This window comes from Pseudomonas sp. DTU_2021_1001937_2_SI_NGA_ILE_001 (assembly GCF_032463525.1).
Classification (GTDB): domain Bacteria; phylum Pseudomonadota; class Gammaproteobacteria; order Pseudomonadales; family Pseudomonadaceae; genus Aquipseudomonas.
The window spans coordinates 3,798,505-3,818,221 of sequence record NZ_CP135971.1 but is presented as its reverse complement, the minus strand read 5'-3'; the positions used below and the strand labels follow the sequence as shown (position 1 = coordinate 3,818,221).

At 64.9% G+C, this 19,717-nt stretch carries 18 protein-coding genes; 10 read left to right on the top strand and 8 right to left on the bottom strand.

The window, feature by feature from the left end; translation table 11 throughout:
* Positions 1 to 58: 58 nt before the first annotated feature.
* From RRX38_RS16485 to RRX38_RS16470, 4 genes are all read right to left on the bottom strand, one after another.
* A complete protein-coding gene (locus RRX38_RS16485; RefSeq protein ID WP_315959945.1) occupies positions 59 to 2,197 on the bottom strand; it encodes a GGDEF domain-containing protein in 2,139 nt (712 codons plus the stop codon).
* Positions 2,197 to 3,078 carry an endonuclease/exonuclease/phosphatase family protein gene (locus RRX38_RS16480; RefSeq protein WP_295472374.1) on the bottom strand — a complete coding sequence of 294 codons (882 nt, stop codon included), beginning with the start codon at positions 3,076 to 3,078 and terminating at the stop codon, positions 2,197 to 2,199. Before RRX38_RS16480 ends, RRX38_RS16485 begins: the two co-directional genes overlap by 1 nt.
* Positions 3,079 to 3,089: 11 nt before the next feature.
* Complete coding sequence (locus tag RRX38_RS16475) at positions 3,090 to 3,734, bottom strand: thiol:disulfide interchange protein DsbA/DsbL (protein ID WP_295472372.1); 645 nt, start codon at positions 3,732 to 3,734, stop codon at positions 3,090 to 3,092.
* A 152-nt stretch (positions 3,735 to 3,886) separates the two neighbouring features.
* Complete coding sequence (locus RRX38_RS16470) at positions 3,887 to 4,501, bottom strand: c-type cytochrome (RefSeq protein WP_295472369.1); 615 nt, start codon at positions 4,499 to 4,501, stop codon at positions 3,887 to 3,889.
* Positions 4,502 to 4,894: 393 nt separating this feature from the next.
* On the opposite strand from RRX38_RS16470, the gene yihA reads away from it, so the two are divergent.
* The gene (gene yihA / locus RRX38_RS16465; protein WP_295472367.1) at positions 4,895 to 5,527 is read left to right on the top strand and encodes a ribosome biogenesis GTP-binding protein YihA/YsxC; all 633 of its coding nucleotides are present in this window, start codon (positions 4,895 to 4,897) and stop codon (positions 5,525 to 5,527) included.
* 314 nt (positions 5,528 to 5,841) lie between these two features.
* On the opposite strand, the gene polA is transcribed toward yihA, so the two are convergent.
* Positions 5,842 to 8,604 carry a DNA polymerase I gene (polA, locus tag RRX38_RS16460; RefSeq protein ID WP_315959944.1) on the bottom strand — a complete coding sequence of 921 codons (2,763 nt, stop codon included), beginning with the start codon at positions 8,602 to 8,604 and terminating at the stop codon, positions 5,842 to 5,844.
* A gap of 74 nt (positions 8,605 to 8,678) precedes the next feature.
* On the opposite strand from polA, the gene RRX38_RS16455 reads away from it, so the two are divergent.
* Together RRX38_RS16455 and RRX38_RS16450 are read left to right on the top strand one after the other, a co-directional pair.
* Entirely contained in the window at positions 8,679 to 8,966 is a 288-nt protein-coding gene (locus RRX38_RS16455) for a DUF2782 domain-containing protein (protein ID WP_295472363.1), read from the top strand.
* A 30-nt stretch (positions 8,967 to 8,996) separates the two neighbouring features.
* Positions 8,997 to 9,947, top strand: coding sequence for a homoserine kinase (locus tag RRX38_RS16450; protein ID WP_315959943.1), 951 nt, complete (start codon positions 8,997 to 8,999; stop codon positions 9,945 to 9,947).
* 161 nt (positions 9,948 to 10,108) lie between these two features.
* Here RRX38_RS16450 and znuA read toward each other — a convergent pair whose 3' ends face one another.
* Entirely contained in the window at positions 10,109 to 11,071 is a 963-nt protein-coding gene (znuA, locus tag RRX38_RS16445; protein WP_410524832.1) for a zinc ABC transporter substrate-binding protein ZnuA, read from the bottom strand.
* 67 nt (positions 11,072 to 11,138) lie between these two features.
* Here znuA and RRX38_RS16440 point away from each other — a divergent pair, with 67 nt between their 5' ends.
* From RRX38_RS16440 to RRX38_RS16425, 4 genes are read left to right on the top strand one after another with little or no spacing between them, the layout of a single operon-like run.
* Positions 11,139 to 11,621, top strand: a complete 483-nt coding sequence (locus tag RRX38_RS16440) for a Fur family transcriptional regulator (RefSeq protein ID WP_295472359.1) — start codon at positions 11,139 to 11,141, stop codon at positions 11,619 to 11,621.
* A complete protein-coding gene (znuC, locus tag RRX38_RS16435) occupies positions 11,621 to 12,418 on the top strand; it encodes a zinc ABC transporter ATP-binding protein ZnuC (protein ID WP_315959941.1) in 798 nt (265 codons plus the stop codon). The genes RRX38_RS16440 and znuC overlap by 1 nt, the downstream gene beginning before the upstream one ends.
* Positions 12,411 to 13,199: a zinc ABC transporter permease subunit ZnuB gene (gene znuB / locus RRX38_RS16430; RefSeq protein WP_315959940.1), complete on the top strand. Its 789-nt coding sequence runs from the start codon at positions 12,411 to 12,413 to the stop codon at positions 13,197 to 13,199. The genes znuC and znuB overlap by 8 nt, the downstream gene beginning before the upstream one ends.
* A gap of 37 nt (positions 13,200 to 13,236) precedes the next feature.
* Positions 13,237 to 13,950: a PA5502 family lipoprotein gene (locus RRX38_RS16425; protein WP_295472353.1), complete on the top strand. Its 714-nt coding sequence runs from the start codon at positions 13,237 to 13,239 to the stop codon at positions 13,948 to 13,950.
* Positions 13,951 to 14,001: 51 nt separating this feature from the next.
* On the opposite strand, the gene katE is transcribed toward RRX38_RS16425, so the two are convergent.
* Entirely contained in the window at positions 14,002 to 16,152 is a 2,151-nt protein-coding gene (katE, locus tag RRX38_RS16420; RefSeq protein WP_315959939.1) for a catalase HPII, read from the bottom strand.
* A gap of 298 nt (positions 16,153 to 16,450) precedes the next feature.
* Here katE and RRX38_RS16415 point away from each other — a divergent pair, with 298 nt between their 5' ends.
* The 3 genes from RRX38_RS16415 to RRX38_RS16405 are packed head-to-tail and all read left to right on the top strand — an operon-like array spanning position 16,451 to position 18,961.
* Positions 16,451 to 17,458 (top strand): methionine ABC transporter ATP-binding protein, encoded by a 1,008-nt coding sequence (locus tag RRX38_RS16415; RefSeq protein ID WP_295472084.1) that lies wholly within the window; start codon positions 16,451 to 16,453, stop codon positions 17,456 to 17,458.
* The gene (locus RRX38_RS16410; RefSeq protein WP_315959938.1) at positions 17,458 to 18,132 is read left to right on the top strand and encodes a methionine ABC transporter permease; all 675 of its coding nucleotides are present in this window, start codon (positions 17,458 to 17,460) and stop codon (positions 18,130 to 18,132) included. The genes RRX38_RS16415 and RRX38_RS16410 overlap by 1 nt, the downstream gene beginning before the upstream one ends.
* Positions 18,133 to 18,187: 55 nt before the next feature.
* Positions 18,188 to 18,961 (top strand): MetQ/NlpA family ABC transporter substrate-binding protein, encoded by a 774-nt coding sequence (locus tag RRX38_RS16405; protein ID WP_315959937.1) that lies wholly within the window; start codon positions 18,188 to 18,190, stop codon positions 18,959 to 18,961.
* Between the two features lie 93 nt (positions 18,962 to 19,054).
* On the opposite strand, the gene RRX38_RS16400 is transcribed toward RRX38_RS16405, so the two are convergent.
* The gene (locus tag RRX38_RS16400) at positions 19,055 to 19,684 is read right to left on the bottom strand and encodes an SCO family protein (RefSeq protein WP_315959936.1); all 630 of its coding nucleotides are present in this window, start codon (positions 19,682 to 19,684) and stop codon (positions 19,055 to 19,057) included.
* Positions 19,685 to 19,717: the final 33 nt, after the last annotated feature.

The following is a 19,717-nucleotide window of genomic DNA, read 5'->3' as shown; positions in this document are numbered from 1 at the left end:
AGGCATAAACGCCACATGATAACCAAGCGAAGACCACGGGTCGGCGGCGCCTCGCGATTCAACCCTGCTCGACACGGTTGCGGCCCGCTTCCTTGGCGCGGTACAGCGCCTGATCGGCACGCTTGAGCGCCGTATCGCTGCGCTCGGCAGGGCGCAGGGCAGTCATGCCGATGGACACGGTAATGGTCACCGGCTCTCCCTTGAAATGAAACGGGCATTGCTCGACCGCCGCGCGCATCTCCTCAAGACGCTGCAGGCCGGTCGCCACGGTGGTGGCCGGCATCAGCATGACGAACTCCTCACCGCCGAAGCGCGCCATGAAATCCGTGGTGCGCAGACGTTTTTGCAGCTGGTTGGCGACGATCTTCAGCACCTTGTCGCCCGCCAGGTGGCCATAGCCATCGTTGATACGCTTGAAGTGGTCCAGGTCGAGAATACCGATCAGCAGGCTGCTGGCCTGTTCTTGACGATGCGCCATCTCCCGCTCCAGACGCTCGCCCCAGGCCGCACGGTTGGGCAGGCCGGTGAGCGGGTCGAGCAACGCCTTGCGCCGTTGCTCTTCGAGGCTGGCGCGTACGCCCAGGGCTTCCTGCTCCATGCTCGCCACGCGGCTGGCCAGGTGCTGCAGGCTCTCGGCGACTTCACGCTCGCGTTCGTCACGCTTGCGCTGGTAGTCGTCCATGGCGCCCAACATGCCTTCGAGGCGCTTCTCAAGGATGCCCTTGAGACTCACCAGGTCCGAGGCTTCCTGCACGCTGCTCTGCAGGTCATCGACGTGCTCGCGCAGCTCGCTGTCGAAGGCACGTGCGGAGGAGTGGCCATGGCTGTGGCCGTCGTTGACCGCCTGCAGGCTGCTCTGGAAGGACTCCAGACGCTGGTTGAGCTGCTTGAGATAAGTCTCGAACTCGACCTGGCCGCTGTCGCTGATGGCCAGCATCAACACCGCCAGGTCATCGAGGATCGGCAGCAGTTCGTACCAGTTAAGCCCATGCTCCAGACGCTCGCGCATGGATTCGACATGCGGGCGGTGGATGTCCGGCAGGTTCAGGTCATCCAGCAGGCCCAGCAGGGTGTCTTCGATGTGTGCGGCCACCGAGCTGTAGCTCGGCTCGGATGAATGCGGCAGGGCGTATTCGCCTTCTTCACCCGCCTGGCCTTCTTCACCAGCTTCGGCCTGCGGCTCGTCGGGCACGTCAGCCGAAGCGAGCGGCGCGAACGGCACGACCTGTTCGAACGGCACGATGGGTACAGGCGCCAGCAACCCTTCTATCGGCGCACTGACGGGCTGCACGGGCGTGAGCGGCGTGACTTCTGGCTCGGCCTTGACCAGGGCGGCCACCGCCACAGCGTCGTCAGCCAGCGCCGCCTCGGCCGGCGCTGGCGCAGCAGGATCGGCAGAGGAAGGGGTCGGAGCGACCACAGCGGCAGCCTCCGCGGGCCGAGCGCCGGGTTCGGGGGCCGCCCTGGCACTCCCTGCGGGTTCTGCGGCGGGTGTCTGCGGCGCAACGGCAGCGGCCTGTGGCTCCGCCTTGGCAGGCGCCGGCGGCGCGGGTGCTACAGGAGCTTCATCCAGGTCATCGTCGGCGTCGGCATCCGGGGCCGGCGACGTGGCGGGCAGGGCGGCAGGTTGCCCGGGCGTGTCAGGCTGGCTGGTTTCCGGCGCGCCGGCCTCGTCGCGGCCCCCGAACAGGCGTTCGAGCAGGCCTGGCCGTGCCGGCTGATCGGTCTTTTCCAGGGCATTCAGGGCGCGGCCTTGCAGGCCGCTGAGTTCACTGAGCAGCAGCGGCAGCTCGCGGGCCTGAGAAGCGCGGTCTTCGAGTTCCTTGGCAAAGCGCTTGAGCGGTTTACGCACTTCGCGGGGCAGCGGCAGGCTCTGCAACTGTGCCACCAGCGCGGTGAGCGCAGTGCTGACCTGCCCGGCCCGCACCTCACGGCGTTGCTCGGAATCCAGTACGGCCTTTTCCAGGCGCGGGATGAGGCCGGCCAGGCCGGCGTCCATGTCGTCCTTGCGGACGATCTCACGCATTTCCTTCATGCATTCGTCGACCGCGCGGTCCGAACCCTCCGCCGCCAGACTGCTGCGCACCAGGCCGCGGCGCAGCAGGTCGAGACGGGCCTGCCAGCGCTTCTCCAGGCGGTCCTGCTGTTCGATGCCCTTCAGGTATTTCTCTTTCCAACGCTCGGCGTCGTCACTCATCAACGGGATCCATCGTCAGGTACGCGGGGCACGGGCAAGGAGTCCCCGCACAGCGACGCTGGCAGACGGATTTCTACCGCCACGGGCAGATGATCGGAAATGGGCTGCGCCAGCACCTGTACGCGTTCCAGCGTCAGGCTCGGGCTGAGCAGGATATGGTCCAGGCAGCGCTGTGGTCGCCAGCTGGGAAAGGTCGCCTCGATCTGCGGGGCAAGCAGGCCAAGGTCGCGCAACGGCGAATGCTCCAGCAGGTCGGTGGCGTGGGTGTTCATGTCGCCCATCAGCACCTGGTTGCGGTAGTTGCCGATCAGCTCGCGGATGTAGGCCAGTTGCCGGGTGCGGGTGCGGGCCCCCAGGGCCAAGTGCATCATCACCACCACCAGCGCGTCATCGCCCTCGCCGAAACGCATCAGGATCGCACCGCGCCCGGCCGGACCTGGCAGCGGATGGTCCTCGATCGCCCAGGGCTTGAGACGACTGAGCACGCCATTGCTGTGCTGGGCCAGGCGGCCCAGGTTGCGGTTGAGCTGCTGGTACCAGTAGGGAAAGGCGCCCAGCTGGGCCAGGTGCTCGACCTGATTGACGTAGCCGGAACGCAGGCTGCCACCGTCGACTTCCTGCAGGGCGACCAGGTCGAAGTCGCCGATCAGCTCGCCGATCTTCTGCAGGTTGGTCGCCCGCCCGCCGTGCGGCAGCACATGCTGCCAACTGCGGGTCAGGTAATGATGGTAACGCTGGGTATTGATGCCGACCTGGATGTTGAAGCTCAACAGCCGCAGCCGACCGTTGTCAGGCAGGCCGCTGGCGCTCAGGTGGTCCTCGTTGACCCGCGGGTCACGCAGACCGGCGACACGCTCGTTACCCTTGCCCCAGCGGCGCATGGCGAGACTGCCTACTTGGCAGACTTGGCAGCTTCACGCTCTTTGGCGATCAGCTGGTCGGCCACGTCGAGAGTGGCTTCCGGACCGCCGGAAGTGCCCAGGTCGAAGCGGTACTTGCCGTTGACGATCATGGTTGGAACGCCAGTGACCTGGTACTGCTTGGCCAGCTCCTTGTACTTGGCCATCTTGCCTTTCACGGCGAACGACTTGAAGGTGCTGAGGAACTTGTCCTTGTCGATGCCCTGGGTGGCCAGGAACTCGGCCATGTCCTCTGGATCGGTCAGGCGCTTGTGCTGCTTCTGGATGGCATCGAACACGGCGGCGTGCACCTGGTGCTCCACGCCCATTTCCTCGAGGGTGATGAACAGTTGGCCATGGGCGTCCCAAGGGCCGCCGAACAGGGCAGGAATGCGCAGGAAGTGCACATCTTCAGGCAGTTTTTCGACCCAGGGGTTGATGGTCGGCTCGAAGGCGTAACAATGTGGGCAGCCGTACCAGAACAGCTCAACGACTTCGATCTTGCCAGGCTCCGACACAGCCACCGGGCTGCTCAGTTGAACGTACTGTTTGCCTGCCTCGATCGGCTGGGCAGCCTGTGCGGTCATGCCGAACACACTGACGGCCACCAGAGCGGCGCTGAGAATCAGGTTACGCATTCTTTACTCCTGGGTTCGTGGAATTCGCTTGCAGCGATTCGATTACGACCGTTCGTCGCGGCAGCAGTTCGCTAGTGTAACGCCCGTGACCACGAAAAAGGGTAGCCCAGGCTACCCTTTTTGACTCGTTCAGCGTGCAGACCGCAAACGCCTCAATGCAGCCCCTGAATGTACTGGGCCAGTGCCTCGATATCTTTGTTACTGAGTTTTGCCGCGATGCTGCGCATGACCATGGTGTCACCATCGTTGACGCGCTCGGCTTCGCGGAACGCGGTGAGCTGCTTCTTGATGTAGTCGGCGTGCTGCCCGCCCAGGCGCGGAAAACCGGCCGGGGCGTTGCCGGTGCCATCCGGGGAATGACAGCCGATGCAGGCCGGCATGCCGTCTTCGAGCTTGCCACCGCGAAACAGCGCCTCGCCACGCGACACCAGGGTCGGGTCGGCCATGCCGGTGCTGGCCTTCTGGCTGGCGTACCAGGCGGCGAGGTCAGCCAGGTCCTGATCGTTGAGCGGGGCCAGCAGGCCGGTCATTTCCAGCACGATGCGCTTGTTGTCCTTGATCTCGCGCAGTTGCTTGAGCAGGTAGCGTTCGCCCTGGCCGGCGAGTTTCGGGAAGTTGCCTGCCGCACTGTTGCCATCCGGGCCGTGGCAGGCGCCACAGACCATGGCCTTGGCCTGACCGGCGGCGGCATTGCCAACCGGTTCGGCAGCCAGCGCCGGCGCGCAGACACCCAGTGTCAACAGCAGGCTCGCGAGGAGTGTGTTCATCAGATCATCCAAATCGGCTATGAGGTGAAACGTCAGGCAGCGCCAGGAACACCCCCGCGAAAGAGGGCGGCTCACGACCCCGGAAGCTGCAGTCCTTGCACATTTCCACGCGACGGCAACGATTTGAATGGCAGCCGAAACGACGAAGAACCACGCCTGTTTCAGCAAAAACCTTTCAGGTTGAAAGCGGACTGCGTTCTAATGCGCATCGGATCCGGTGAAAAACCGATGCCGGTTGCGGCACCTGCACGGATCCTGTTCTCGCTTGGCGTGCTCATTCACCTGGGCACAGGCGAAATCCACACAAAATCTGCGGCATTATATACCCGTACTGCCTGAACGGAAACGACACCTTGCCGCACCCCTTGCAGCAGGCTTTTTAGCGGAAATCACATGCAACTCAAGAACCCCATCCTCGGCCTCTGCCAGCAGGCCAAGTTCATGCTCAGCGCCGCCAAGGTCGATCAGTGCCCTGATGATGCGGGCTTCGAAGTGGCATTCGCCGGCCGCTCCAACGCGGGCAAGTCCAGCGCGCTGAACACCCTGACCCACGCCAACCTGGCACGCACCTCGAAAACCCCGGGGCGCACCCAACTGCTGAACTTCTTCCTCCTGGACGACGATCGCCGCCTGGTCGACCTGCCCGGCTATGGCTACGCCAAGGTCCCGATCCCGCTCAAGCAGCACTGGCAACGCCACCTGGAGGCCTACCTGGGCAGCCGTGAAAGCCTCAAGGGCGTGGTGCTGCTGATGGACGTGCGTCACCCGATGACCGAATTCGACACCATGATGCTGGACTGGACCGTGGCCAGCGGCATGCCGATGCACATCCTGCTGACCAAGGCCGACAAGCTGACCCACGGCGCGGCGAAGAACACCCTGCTCAAGGTGCAGTCGCAGATTCGCAAGAGCTGGGGCGAAGGGGTGACCATCCAGCTGTTTTCCGCGCCCAAGCGCCAGGGCCTGGAAGAAGCCTACCGCACGCTGGCGAACTGGTTGGAACTGGAAGACAAAGCCCAGCAGTGAGCAGCACCGGCTGAATGGAAACGCCTTTGCGAGAGGTCGCGAGCCAACATCAGGCAAGGCTGCGGGAACGGTTGCAGCCTGGTTGGCGACATTTTCAGGACAAAAAAAACCCCGGACTTCATATGGGGAGGGGGAAGTTCGGGGTCCAAGGTCCGGACCCTCAGGGCGGGATCCGGATATCTGCCAACACTTAACACAACATAGGAGCATGATCGGCCTTGCGAGCCAATCGTGAACTCTGACCCGGCCCCGGACGGTTTAGTTCCTGTCCTGGCATGAACAAATGTTCATGTTGCCAGGACACAGCCTGCGGCCTAGTGCGCCTCGTCCCAGTTGTTGCCCACCCCGACTTCCACCACCAGCGGCACATCCAGCTGCGCGGCGCCGCTCATGTGCGGACGAATTTCTTCGCTGATGCGCTCCACCAGGTCTTCGCGCACTTCCAGGACCAGTTCGTCGTGTACCTGGAGAATGACCCGCGCATCCAGGCCGGACTCGTTCAGCCAGGTGTTCACCGCCACCATGGCCTTCTTGATGATGTCTGCCGCGGTGCCCTGCATCGGCGCGTTGATCGCCGTGCGTTCGGCGCCGGCGCGCTGCTGCGGTTTGTTGGAGTTGATCTCCGGCAGGTACAGGCGACGACCGAACAGGGTTTCTACATAGCCTTTTTCGGCGGCCTGTTCGCGGGTGCGTTCCATGTAGTCGCGCACGCCAGGGTAGCGGGCGAAGTAGCGGTCGATGTAGGCCTTGGCCTGCTTGCCGTCGACACCGATCTGCCGCGCCAGGCCCTGGGCGCCCATGCCGTAGATCAGGCCGAAGTTGATCGCCTTGGCGCTACGCCGCTGGTCGTTGCTGACCTGCTCCAGCTCCACGCCGAAGACCTCGGCGGCGGTGGCGCGGTGCACGTCCAGGTCGTTGCGGAAGGCGTGCAGCAGGCCTTCGTCCTTGGCCAGGTGGGCCATGATGCGCAGTTCGATCTGCGAATAGTCCGCAGCCAGCAGCTTGTAGCCGGGCGAGGCGACGAAGGCCTGGCGGATGCGCCGCCCCTCGGCGGTACGCACCGGGATGTTCTGCAGGTTCGGCTCACTGGACGAGAAACGCCCGGTGGCGGCGCCAGCCTGGTTGTACGAGGTGTGCACACGGCCGGTGCGCGGGTTGATCTGGCCGGGCAGGGTGTCGGTGTAGGTGCTCTTGAGCTTGCTGATCGAGCGGTACTGCAGCAGCAGGGTCGGCAACTCGTGGCCCTGTTCGGCGAGCTTGACCAGCACGTCTTCGGAAGTCGACGGCTTGCCGGTCGGGGTCTTGCCCAGCACCGGCAGTTGCAGCTTCTCGTAGAGGATCTTGCCCAGCTGAGTGGGCGAACCCAGGTTGAACGGCTCGCCGGCCAGTTCGAAAGCCTGGCGTTCCAGCTCGACCATCTTGTTGCCCAGCTCGACGCTCTGCACGCCCAGCAGCGCGGCATCGACCCGCGCCCCCTGGCGCTCGATCTGCGCCAGCACCGGCACCAGCGGCATCTCGATGTCCTGCAGCACGGACAGCAGGCCCGGCTCGGCCTTGAGCTTGTCAGACAGCGCCTGGTGCAGGCGCAGGGTCACGTCGGCATCCTCGGCGGCGTAAGGGCCGGCCTGTTCCAGAGCGATCTGGTCGAAGGTCAGCTGCTTCTTGCCCTTGCCAGCGATGTCTTCGAAACGGATGGTCTGCTGGCCCAGGTACTTGGCCGCCAGGCTGTCCATGTCATGGGCGGTGGCCACCGAGTTGAGCACGTAGGATTCGAGCATGGTGTCGAAGGCCACGCCGCGCACGGTGATGCCGTTGGCCGGGTCGCCGCCGATGGCGCAGTTGGCGAGGATGTTGATGTCGTACTTGGCGTTCTGCCCGACCTTGGCCTTGGCCGGGTCTTCGAGCAGCGGCTTGAGGGCCAGCAACACCTTGTCGCGGTCCAGCTGCTCGGGCACGCCCATGTAGGAGTGCGTCAGCGGGATGTACGCCGCTTCGCCGGTCTTGACCGCGAACGACAGGCCTACCAGCTGCGCCTTCTGGGCGTCGAGACCGGTGGTCTCGGTGTCGAAGGCGATCAGCTCGGCCTTGTTCAGCTTGTCCAGCCAGGCCTCGAAGCGCGCCTGGTCGAGGATGGTCTCGTAGCCGGAATGGTCACTGGGCGCGGCTTGCGGCTGGGCGATTTCCTGGCCGGCACGACGGGCGTCACGCTCGATATCGTTGAGCCAGCTCTTGAACTCCAGCTCGGTGTACAGCTCGACCAGCTTCTCGCGGTCTGGCTCGCCGATCACCAGCTCGTCGATCTGCACGTCCAGCGGCACGTCGCACTTGATGGTCGCCAGCTCGTACGACAGGAAGGCCATGTCGCGGTGTTCGGCCAGCTTGGCGCCCAGGGTCTTGGCGCCACGAATCGGCAGGGCGGCCACGGCGTCGAGGTTGGCGTACAGGTCCGCCAGGCCGCCGCCGATACCCACCAGCAGGCCGGTGGCGGTCTTCTCGCCCACGCCAGGTACGCCAGGGATGTTGTCGACCTTGTCGCCCATCAGCGCCAGGTAGTCGATGATGTGCTCGGGGCCGACACCGAATTTCTCCTTCACGCCGGCCACGTCCAGCACACTACCGGTCATGGTGTTGACCAGCGTAATGTGCCCGTCCACCAGCTGCGCCATGTCCTTGTCGCCGGTGGAGATGACCACCGGTCGCTGCGCGGCGGCGCTGCTGCGCGCCAGGGTGCCGATCACGTCGTCGGCCTCGACCCCCTCCACGCACAGCATCGGGTAGCTAAGGGCCTTGACGCAGGCGTGCAGCAGGTCGATCTGTACCCGCAGGTCGTCGGGCATGCTGGGCCGATTGGCCTTGTACTCGGCGAACAGCTCGTCGCGGAAGGTGCCGCCCTTGGCATCGAAGACCACGGCGAACGGGCTGTCCGGATACTGCTTGCGCAGGCTCTTGAGCATGTTCAGCACACCCTTCACGGCGCCGGTGGGCAGGCCCTTGGAGGTGGTGAGCGGCGGCAGGGCGTGGAAGGCACGGTACAGGTACGACGAACCGTCCACCAGGACGAGGGGAGCTTGGCTCATGAGCAGATTCAACCTTTTCGGCGGGGTCGGCGCTAAAATGCGCGGACCATGGACAACAAAGGGGCAAGGTTATCATGCGCACGATAAATCGCTTGTGGTTGACCAGCCTGTTGCTGACCGCGCCGTTGCTGGCGGTGGCCGCAGACGACACACCTTCGGCCGACCCTGAAGTGACGATCCGTACCGAGGGCGACAAGACCATCCAGGAGTACCGCCAGAATGGCTTCCTCTATGCGATCAAGATCACGCCCAAGCACGGCAAGCCGTATTTTCTCGTGCGCGCCGATGGCACGAGCCCCAATTTCATCCGTTCGGACCAACCGGACATGCTGATCCCCCAGTGGGAAATCTTTAGCTGGTAACCTTCACATCAACCTTTTTTGAGCTGGCATATGTCCGTCTTTACCCCCCTGGCCCGGCCCGAGCTGGAAACCTTCCTGTCCACCTACGGGCTCGGCCGCCTGCTCGACTATCAGGGCATCGCCGCCGGTAGTGAAAACACCAATTACTTCATCAGCCTGGAACAGGGCGAGTTCGTCCTCACCCTAGTCGAGCGCGGCCCGGTGCAGGAGATGCCGTTCTTCATCGAACTGCTCGACGTGCTGCACGCCGCCGACCTGCCAGTGCCCTATGCCCTGCGGGATACCAGCGGCCAGGCCCTGCGCGAGCTGAAAGGCAAGCCGGCGCTGCTGCAACCGCGCCTGGCCGGCAAGCACATCAAGGAGCCCAATACCCAGCATTGTGCGGCGATTGGCGACCTGCAGGCGCGCCTGCACCTGGCGACCCGTGACCAGGTGCTGGAGCGCAAGACCGACCGTGGCCTGGACTGGATGCTCGAAGAGGGCCGCAACTTCCTTTCGCACCTTCATGCCAGCCAGGCCGAACTGCTGGAGCAGGCCCTGCAGGAGATCGAACGGCATCGCCAGGCAATTCTCGCCCTGCCGCGCGCCAACCTGCATGCCGACCTGTTCCGCGACAACGCGATGTTCGAGGGCACGCACCTGACCGGCGTGATCGACTTCTACAACGCCTGTTCCGGGCCGATGCTCTATGACCTGGCGATTGCCCTGAACGACTGGTGCTCCGAGGCCGACGGCCAATTGGACCCGGTGCGTGCCAAGGCCTTGCTCGGTGCCTACGCCGCGCAGCGGTCGTTCACCCCTGCCGAGGCCGAGCTGTGGCCGGTCATGCTGCGGGTGGCCTGCGTGCGTTTCTGGCTGTCGCGCCTGATCGCCGCCGAAGCCTTCGCCGGCCAGGACGTGCTGATCCACGACCCGGCCGAGTTCGAGCACCGCCTGCGCCAACGCCAGGACGTACGCCTGCCGCTGCCGTTCGCGCTGTAACCGCCGCGCAAGGCCAAAAAAGTCAGACCGCTGGAGCGAGCTTGCTGGCGATGGCTACGTCATGTTCGCAGCAAACTCGATGATATTGCCGGCCTTTTCGCGACCAGGCGCCCTCCTGAAAATTTCGGGGGCGCCTTACAGGCCTGACTGCCAAACGAGGATCAGAGGCTTTCCAGGCAACCGGCCAGGTCGTTGCCGAGCTTTTCCAGCAGTTGCTCATAACCGTTGGCGCTGGCCGGGGTGTAGCCACCCAGGGCGTCCAGTTCGGCGAGCTTCACTGGCAGGCCGGCGGTGAGGGTCTCGGCCAGTTTCGGACGCATCGGCGGTTCGCTGAACACGCACGTCTTGCCCGCTTCCTTGAGCCGTTCGCGCATCGCTGCCACATGGCGGGCGCCGGGCTGCACTTCACTGGCGACACTGAATACGCCGGTGTGCTGCAGGCCGTAGGCCTGTTCGAAGTAGTCGAAGGCTTCGTGGAACACGAACCACGGCTTGCCAGCCACCCCACTGACCCGTGCCTTGATACGCGCGTCCAGAGCATCCAGGCGCTTGCCGAAGGCCTGCGCGTTGCTGGCATAGCGCGCCGCATGGGCCGGGTCGGCGGCGCTCAGGTCGGCAGCCATCTTCGCGGCGATCACCCGGGCATTGACCGTCGACAGCCACAGGTGCGAATCCAGGCTGCCGGGACGGTGATCGTGGTCATGATCGTCATCGCCCGCATCGGCGTGCGCTTCGTCGTGGTCGTGATCATGGTCGGCGTGGGAGGCCTGGTCTTCGCCGAAGTGCCGCAACTGCATGCCGGGCAGGCTCTGCACCGCGACCGCCGGGCGGCTGCGGTTCTGCAGCACGCGGGGCAGGAAGCCTTCCATGTCCGGGCCGATCCAGTAGAACAGCTCGACATCCGCAACGCGCCGCACGTCGGAAGGACGCAGGGCATAGTGATGCGGCGACGCACCGGGCGGCAGCAGCACGTCAGGCTTGCCGACCCCGTCCTGGACGGCGGCGGCGATCAATTGCAGGGGCTTGATGCTGGTCAGGACCTGGACTTCGGCCTGGGCCAGAGAAGGCGCAGCCAGCGCATAGCTGGATGCCATTACGACAAAAAGATTAAGAAGTCGACGCACGAGGGACACTCATATCGGGCAGGAACCGGTAACATAATAACGTCTCCAGCCAATATCGTCGCCGCCCATGCCTATCACTCCTCTGGCCAGCCGCCCCCACGATCATTCCCATTGCGTACACCATGCTCTCAGCGAAGCCGACGCCCTGTGCGCCAGCAAAGGCTTGCGCCTGACCGCCCTGCGTCGTCGGGTGCTGGAGCTGGTGTGGCAAAGCCACAAGCCGCTGGGCGCCTACGACATCCTTGGCGTGCTCAGCGAAGAAGACGGCCGCCGCGCCGCGCCACCCACCGTGTACCGGGCGCTGGACTTCCTGCTGGAAAACGGCCTGGTGCATCGCATCGCCTCGCTCAACGCCTTCACCGGTTGCAACCACCCGGCCCACGCGCACCAGGGCCAGTTCCTGATCTGCCGTAACTGCCACGCGGCCATCGAACTGCAGAACCCGGCCATCAGCCAGGCGGTGGTCAAGGCCGCTGGCGACGTGGGCTTCAGTGCCGAAGGCCAGACCATCGAGATCGTCGGCGTGTGCGCCGGCTGCAAGGCGGCCTGATGAGCAAAGTGCTGATCCGCCTGGACCAGGTGGCGGTGAATTTCGCTGGCCAGACGGTTCTGGAAAACATTGCCCTGAGCGTCGGCGCCGGGGAGATCGTCACCCTGATCGGCCCCAACGGTGCCGGCAAGACCACCCTGGTGCGCGCCGTGCTCGGCCTGCTGCAACCCACCTCGGGCGAGGTCTGGCGCAAGCCGAAACTGCGCGTGGGCTACATGCCGCAGAAGCTGCACGTCGACCAGACCCTGCCGCTGTCGGTGCTGCGCTTCCTGCGCCTGGTGCCGGGCGTGGACCGCGCCAAGGCCGAAGCCGCGCTGGAGGAAGTCGGCGCCGGCAAGGTCATCGACAGCCCGCTGCAGGGTATTTCCGGCGGCGAGATGCAACGCGTGCTGCTGGCCCGCGCCTTGCTGCGCGAGCCCGAGCTGCTGGTGCTCGATGAACCGGTGCAGGGCGTCGACGTAGCGGGGCAGGCCGAGCTGTACAGCCTCATCACCCGCCTGCGCGACCGCCACGGCTGCGGCGTGCTGATGGTCTCCCACGACCTGCACCTGGTGATGAGCACCACCGACCAGGTGGTGTGCCTGAACCGCCACGTGTGCTGTTCCGGGCACCCGGAGCAGGTCAGTAACGACCCGGCGTTCGTCGAGCTGTTCGGCCAGAACGCCCCCAGCCTGGCGATCTATCACCACCACCACGACCACGCCCACGACCTGCATGGCGAGGTGGTCAGCGAAACCCCGAGCGCGCCCCCGCGCTTCAAACCTCACGTTCACGGAGACGGCTGCAAGCATGGCTGATTTTCTGTTGTATGCCCTGCTCGCCGGCATCGCCCTGGCCCTGGTCGCAGGCCCCCTGGGCTCTTTCGTGGTGTGGCGGCGCATGGCCTATTTCGGCGACACCCTGTCCCACGCCGCCCTGCTCGGTGTGGCCCTGGGTTTTCTGCTGGACATCAGCCCGACCTTGGCGGTGACGGTGGGCTGCCTGCTGCTGGCGATCCTGCTGGTGACCCTGCAACAGCGCCAGCCGCTGGCCTCCGACACCCTGCTGGGCATCCTCGCCCCCAGTACCCTGTCGCTGGGCCTGGTGGTCCTGAGTTTCATGCATGAGGTGCGCATCGACCTGATGGCCTACCTGTTCGGCGACCTGCTGGCGATCAGCCCTACGGACCTGGCCTGGATCCTCGGCGGCAGCGCGCTGGTGCTGGTACTGATCCTCAGCCTGTGGCGCCCCTTGCTGGCGGTGACGGTACACGAAGAGCTGGCCAGGGTCGAAGGCCTGCCGGTGACCACCCTGCGCATGACCATGATGCTGCTGATCGCCGTGGTGATCGCCGTGGCGATGAAGATCGTCGGCGTGCTGCTGATCACTTCGCTGCTGATCATCCCGGCAGCGGCGGCCCAGCGGCACGCCCGTTCGCCGGAGCAGATGGCCCTGGGGGCCAGCGTGCTGGGTGTGGTTGCGGTGTGCGGCGGTTTGTCGCTGTCGTGGTTCAAGGACACCCCGGCCGGGCCTTCGATCGTGGTCTGCGCCTGTGCGCTGTTTCTGCTCAGCTTTGTTCTCCCCCGGCGGGCGGTGTAGACTTGCTCGTTTTTTGCGCAAATAGAGAACCGCAGGAATGAAACTGCCCGCCTCCCGCTATCTGCTGCTCGCCGCCTTTTCCCTGTTCCTGGGGGCCTGTCAGAGCACGCCACCGGCCGCCAACAGCGTGCCCGAAGCCGCGCCAGACGCTTTCGCCCAGCTCGAACAGAGCATCACCGGCAATGAGCTGGCCACTGCCGAAGACCAGTTGGCGGCGCTGCAGGCTGCCAATGACGCGGACCCGCGCCTGGACCCCTTGCAGCGCCAGCTGGCCGAGGCCTACCTGAGCCGCAGCCAGATCAGCCTGCAGAAGGGTGACGTCAACGGCGCAGCCACCGCCCTGAGCCGCGCCCGTGCGCTGATGCCCAAGGCCCCGGCCCTGACCAGCGGCGTCAACGGCGCCATCGCCCAGGCACGCAAGGCCGAACTGGACCAGGCCGAAGCCGAGCTGGCCGCCGCTGAAGCGCGGCGCATCGCCAAGCTCATCGATCCGAGCGCACCGAACACGCTGATCGAGCTGAAAACCACCGACATCGCCGAGATGCGTCGACAGCTCGATGCCATCGCCTCGGATGTGGTGAATTTCAACTGTGCCGTGCTGGTCCGCGTGCCGCGCACCGATGACTTCCCGTGGCTGGCCAACCTGCTGAGCAAGCGGGTCAACAAGCTCAATTCCAGCTTCGAACTGGACATGAGCAAGCAGATCAGCCGCCAGCAGCCGGCGCAGATCATTCTCACACCCAAGTCCTGAATTCAGCCGCGAAAGCTTCGCGGCTGAAGCCGCTCCAAGGGCAAGCAGTCATCAGGCCGGTACGGCCTTGGCCTTCGGCTCGCGAGCCCACACGCGGTGCTGGGCAATGGCGTCGAAGAAGGCGTCAGTCGAGGCGCCGTCCGAGACCACCAGCAGGCCGGCATCCTCTTCCAGCTTCAGCTGTTCCACCAGCATCTTGGCCTCACCGGCCACGGCGATGGCCTTGAGGTGCTTGTAGGCTTCCAGCAGGAAGTGCAGGGTCACGCCGTTGCCTCCCAGCACCTTCACCGACTCCGCACCGCCCGGCACGAACACCGCATCGAAGGCCACCGACGGCATGCCCTCGGCCGAAGCATCCACCTCCAGGGGCTTGCCCTCGGCGGTGGTCACCGGCGCGGAGGTCGGCCCCAGCACCTTGGCGTGCGCACCACGGGCAGTCAGGGCGGTCTTGATCTTCTCCACGTCCTGGCCGGTCACGCCGTTGGCCACCAGTACCGCGACCTTGCGCGAGACGATGTCACCCGACAGCAGGTTGGCCTGGCTCAGCGCCGGAGACTCCTTCAGCGCCTGGCTGCGCGGCGCCACGGTACCGCCCGTGGGAGCCGGCAGGCCGAGGTTTTCCGCCACTCGGCCGGCCAGGGTCAGGTCGATGTTGGCAAGAATCTCGTTGACCACCCGCTCACGGATGAACACCCGCTCGACCTTGCCCAGCTCGAAGCTGTAGGCGGCAATGATGTGCTCCTTCTCGTGCTCGGCCATGCTGTTGAAGAACAGCGCGGCCTGCGAGAAGTGGTCGGAAAACGACTCGCTGCGCTCACGCACCTTGTGCGCTTCGATGCGCTCCTGATAGCTCTCGAAACCGCCATTTTCCGGCGAGGCCGGGGTTTCCTTGGGCCAGCCGCTGTCGATCGAGTTCGGCTCGTACGAGGCACGGCCACGGTCGATGGTGGTGCGGTGCTGGGCATCGCGCTGGTTGTTGTGGTTCGGCGCCACCGGGCGATTGATCGGAATCTCGTGGAAGTTCGGCCCGCCCAGGCGGCTGATCTGCGTGTCGGTATAGGAGAACAGCCGGCCCTGCAGCAGCGGGTCATTGGAGAAGTCGATACCCGGCACGATATGGCCAGGGCAGAAGGCAACCTGCTCGGTCTCGGCGAAGAAGTTGTCGGGGTTGCGGTCCAGGACCAGCTTGCCCAGCGGGGTCACGGGCACCAGCTCCTCGGGGATGATCTTGGTCGGGTCGAGCAGGTCGAAGTCGAAGTTGTGTTCGTCCTCTTCGGCGACGATCTGCACGCCCAGCTCCCATTCCGGATAGTCGCCCATCTCGATGGCTTCCCAGAGATCGCGGCGGTGGAAGTCGGTGTCCTTGCCGGCCAGCTTCTGCGCCTCGTCCCAGACCAGCGAGCAGACGCCGAACTTGGGCTTCCAGTGGAACTTGACGAAGCTCGCCTTGCCCTCGGTGTTGATCATCCGGAAGGTGTGCACGCCAAAGCCCTGAATGGTGCGCAGGCTCTTGGGGATGGCACGGTCGGACATCGCCCAGATCACCGCATGGGCAGTTTCCGGCACCAGCGACACGAAGTCCCAGAAGGTGTCGTGCGCCGATCCGCCGGTAGGAATCTCGTTGTGCGGCTCGGGCTTCACCGCGTGAACGAAGTCGGGGAACTTGATCGCGTCCTGGATGAAGAACACCGGCACGTTGTTGCCCACCAGATCGAAGTTGCCTTCGTCGGTGTAGAACTTCACGGCAAAGCCACGGATGTCGCGCACCGTGTCGCCCGAACCACGCGGGCCTTGCACGGTGGAAAAGCGCAGGAACACCGGGGTCTTCTTGCCCGGGTCGCGCAGAAAGCCCGCCTTGGTCAGGGTGGCGTGGTCGTCGTAGCTCTGGAAGTAGCCATGCGCGGCGGTGCCGCGGGCATGCACGATGCGCTCGGGAATGCGTTCATGGTCAAAATGCGTGATCTTCTCACGCATGATGAAGTCTTCCAGCAGACTCGGGCCGCGGCTGCCGACCTTGAGGCTGTTCTGGTTGTCGGCGATCTTCACGCCCTGGTTGGTGCGCAGGGCCTGGCCGGTGGCATCGGAGCGAAAGGTCTCCAAGGCGTCGAGCTTGGCGTTGCTGTTGCCACGGTCCAGCGTGTCGGTGCCGGCCAGTTCACTTTTGGCTGTCGGGGTGACTGGCGTATCTGTCTTCTTGACCATCGATTACGACTCCTCGTCAGTTCAGGCCCGTCCTAGCGCGGGCCTGAGTGAATACACTTCACGGTGTTCAAGGAGTGACACAGGGGCGGGAGCGGCGTTCAGAGAAATTCCGCAGCAATCTTCCCACTGGTCGTGTTATGCCCGTTACGCAGGTTGACCGGCAAATTAATGCTAAGAACCTCGGCGCGGACAGGCTAAAATGCGCGCCCGGCTTATCCAGCCCGGCTTCCGGCCAGCGCGCGACGCGCCGCTGCGCTGGCATTAAACGCACCCCACAAGGCCCCAAAAGGTTCGGTAAGTGATCGAGTTTCTTGACGTCCAGAAAACCTACCGCGTTGCAGGCAAGGAAATCCCGGCCCTGCACCCCACCCGCCTGAGCATCGAAGCAGGCCAGGTGTTCGGCCTGATCGGCCATTCCGGCGCCGGCAAGAGCACCCTGCTACGCCTCATCAACCGCCTGGAAAATCCCACCGGCGGTCGCATTCTGGTCGACGGCGAAGACGTGACCGCCCTGGATGCCAACGGTCTGCGGCGCTTTCGCCAGCAGGTCGGAATGATTTTCCAGCACTTCAACCTGCTGTCGTCCAAGACCGTGGCCGACAACGTCGCCATGCCGCTGACCCTGGCCGGCAATCTGTCCCGCGAGCAGATCGACCAGCGTGTCGCCGAGCTGCTCGACCGGGTCGGCCTCAGCGCCCATGCGCGCAAATACCCGTCGCAGCTCTCCGGCGGCCAGAAGCAGCGCGTCGGCATTGCCCGCGCCCTGGCTACACGACCGAAGATCCTGCTGTGCGACGAAGCCACCAGTGCCCTCGACCCGCAGACCACCGCCCAGGTGCTGCAGCTGCTGGCCGAGATCAACCGTGAGCTGAAGCTGACCATCGTGCTGATCACCCACGAGATGGACGTGATCCGCCGGGTCTGCGACCAGGTCGCGGTAATGGACGCCGGGGTGATCGTCGAGCAGGGGCGGGTGGCCGATGTGTTCCTGCACCCGCAGCACCCGACCACCCGGCGTTTCGTCCAGGAAGACGAACACCTCGACGAAAACGAGCAACGCGAAGATTTCGCCCATGTGCAGGGCCGCATCGTGCGCCTGACCTTCCAGGGCGAGTCGACCTACGCGCCACTGCTGGGCACCGTGGCCCGCGAAACGGGGGTGGACTACAGCATCCTGGCGGGGCGTATCGACCGCATCAAGGACATTCCCTACGGCCAGCTGACCCTGGCCATCACCGGCGGCGACCTGGACGCCGCCTTCGCCCGCTTCAGCGCTGCTGATGTCCATATGGAGGTCCTGCGCTGATGGACGCTTTCCTGGAACTGTTCTCCAACGTCGACTGGTACGAAATCTGGCTGGCCACCGGCGACACCCTGATCATGCTTGGCGTCTCGCTGGGCTTCACCGTGCTGTTCGGCCTGCCGCTGGGCGTGCTGATGTTCCTCACCTCGCCGCGCCAGCTGCTGGAAAACCGCCCGCTGTATGCCGTGGTGGGGGTGGTCGTGAACATGCTGCGTGCGCTGCCGTTCATCATTCTGCTGATCGTGATGATGCCGCTGACCCAATTGATCACCGGCACCTCGCTGGGCATTCTCGGCACCTTGCCGCCGCTGATCGCCGGTGCCACGCCGTTCTTCGCGCGGCTGGTGGAAACCGCCCTGCGCGAGGTGGACAAAGGCATCATCGAAGCCACCCAGGCGATGGGCGCGACCACCCGGCAGATCATCCTCAAGGCCCTGCTGCCCGAGGCGCTGCCCGGCATCCTGGCGGCGATCACCGTCACCGCCATCGCCCTGGTGTCGTTCACCGCCATGGCCGGCGCGGTAGGCGCGGGCGGGCTGGGCGACCTGGCGATTCGCTACGGTTACCAGCGCTTCCAGAACGATGTCATGTTCGTCACGGTCGTATTGCTGCTGGTGCTGGTGCAGATCCTGCAAACCGTCGGCGACAGGCTGGTGGCGTATTTCTCGCACCGTTGATTGCATTCGTTGGCTTTTGGCCCGCCGGACGCGGGCCGCTAGAAGGAGTTGTTGCATGAAGAAACTAGTGGCTGTTTTCGCTGCCATGACCGCACTGTCGGCCCAGGCCAATGAGACCCTGAGCGTGGCCGCCTCTGCCGTGCCCCACGCGGAGATCCTGGAGTTCGTCAAGCCGACCCTGGCCAAGGAAGGTGTCGATCTGAAGATCAAGGTGTTCACCGACTACGTGCAGCCCAACGTGCAGGTCGCCGAGAAGCGCCTGGACGCCAACTTCTTCCAGCACCAGCCGTACCTGGATGAATTCAACAAGGGCAAGGGCACCAACCTGGTCACCGTGACCAAGGTCCATGTCGAACCGTTCGGTGCCTACTCCGAGAAGTTCAAGAAGCTCGAAGACCTGCCTGGCGGGGCCACCGTGGCCCTGCCCAACGACGCCACCAACGAAGGCCGCGCCTTCCTGTTGCTGGCCAAGGCCGGGCTGATCACCCTGAAGGACCCGAGCAGCATCCTGGCGACCCCGAAGGACGTGGCCAGCAACCCCAAGGACCTGAAATTCCGTGAGCTGGAAGCCGCGACCCTGCCGCGTGTGCTGACCCAGGTCGACCTGGCGCTGATCAACACCAACTACGCGCTGGGCGCCAAGCTGGACCCGACCAAGGATGCCCTGGTGATCGAAGGCGCCGAGTCGCCGTACGCCAACATCCTGGTGGCGCGCCCGGACAACAAGGACTCCGAGGCCATGAAGAAACTGGCCGCCGCACTGACCAGCCCGGAAGTGAAGGCGTTCATCGCCGAGAAGTACAAGGGCGCCGTGGTTCCGGCGTTCTGATCCAGCACCGGAGAATGCCGCCTGCAGGCGGCCTTCTCCGCCGCCGCTCCAACCCCCTTATCCCACGCCTTTCGCTTGGCCAACCGGCCCCCATTACCGGGTGAGCAGGACGGGCAGCCGCGCGCTGAGTTTCTGCACGTTCAGGGGGGCACGGATGAAGCCGTGCTGGCGGCCATCCGGGCCGATGATCGCCAGGTTGCCGCTGTGGTCCACGGTGTAGCCGGGCTTGCGGGTGTCGGCGGGGATGTACGGAATGCTCAGGGCTTTGGACAGGGTCTGGATGTCTTCCACCGCGCCGCGCAGACCGACGAAGTCCTTGTCGAAGTACGCCAGGTACTGCTTGAGCTGCTGCGGCGTGTCGCGGTCCGGGTCGACGCTGACCAGCACCACGCGCAGGCGACCGGCCTCGGCCGCGCTCAGGCTGGCCTTGATCTGGCGCAACTGGGCCAGGGTCGCCGGGCAGATGTCCGGGCAATAGGTGTAGCCGAAGAACACCAGAGTCCATTTGTCCTTGAGCTGGTCGAGGGCCACCGGCTCGCCACCCTGGTCGATCATTTTCAACGCCGGCACCGCGCGGCTTTGCGGCAGCATGATGACTCCGGCGTCCACCAGCGCCGCCGGGTCGCTGCCGCTGCGCATGGACAGCACGCGCTGCACGGTCAGGCCCAGGATCACCGCGATGATGGCGACGAGGATGAAAACGGTTTTCTGGGTTCGGGTCATGGTCGGTGAATCCGGGCAGCACTGGGACGGCCA

Coding starts and splice junctions, on each gene's coding strand:
- znuC (WP_315959941.1), top strand. CDS start 11,621: ATGAGCAAAGTGCTGATCCGCCTGGACCAGGTGGCGGTGAATTTCGCT.
- RRX38_RS16475 (WP_295472372.1), bottom strand. CDS start 3,734: ATGCGTAACCTGATTCTCAGCGCCGCTCTGGTGGCCGTCAGTGTGTTC.
- RRX38_RS16440 (WP_295472359.1), top strand. CDS start 11,139: ATGCCTATCACTCCTCTGGCCAGCCGCCCCCACGATCATTCCCATTGC.
- RRX38_RS16410 (WP_315959938.1), top strand. CDS start 17,458: ATGGACGCTTTCCTGGAACTGTTCTCCAACGTCGACTGGTACGAAATC.
- RRX38_RS16455 (WP_295472363.1), top strand. CDS start 8,679: ATGCGCACGATAAATCGCTTGTGGTTGACCAGCCTGTTGCTGACCGCG.
- polA (WP_315959944.1), bottom strand. CDS start 8,604: ATGAGCCAAGCTCCCCTCGTCCTGGTGGACGGTTCGTCGTACCTGTAC.
- RRX38_RS16470 (WP_295472369.1), bottom strand. CDS start 4,501: ATGAACACACTCCTCGCGAGCCTGCTGTTGACACTGGGTGTCTGCGCG.
- RRX38_RS16485 (WP_315959945.1), bottom strand. CDS start 2,197: ATGAGTGACGACGCCGAGCGTTGGAAAGAGAAATACCTGAAGGGCATC.
- RRX38_RS16400 (WP_315959936.1), bottom strand. CDS start 19,684: ATGACCCGAACCCAGAAAACCGTTTTCATCCTCGTCGCCATCATCGCG.
- znuB (WP_315959940.1), top strand. CDS start 12,411: ATGGCTGATTTTCTGTTGTATGCCCTGCTCGCCGGCATCGCCCTGGCC.
- RRX38_RS16480 (WP_295472374.1), bottom strand. CDS start 3,078: ATGCGCCGCTGGGGCAAGGGTAACGAGCGTGTCGCCGGTCTGCGTGAC.
- yihA (WP_295472367.1), top strand. CDS start 4,895: ATGCAACTCAAGAACCCCATCCTCGGCCTCTGCCAGCAGGCCAAGTTC.
- RRX38_RS16405 (WP_315959937.1), top strand. CDS start 18,188: ATGAAGAAACTAGTGGCTGTTTTCGCTGCCATGACCGCACTGTCGGCC.
- RRX38_RS16425 (WP_295472353.1), top strand. CDS start 13,237: ATGAAACTGCCCGCCTCCCGCTATCTGCTGCTCGCCGCCTTTTCCCTG.
- RRX38_RS16450 (WP_315959943.1), top strand. CDS start 8,997: ATGTCCGTCTTTACCCCCCTGGCCCGGCCCGAGCTGGAAACCTTCCTG.
- katE (WP_315959939.1), bottom strand. CDS start 16,152: ATGGTCAAGAAGACAGATACGCCAGTCACCCCGACAGCCAAAAGTGAA.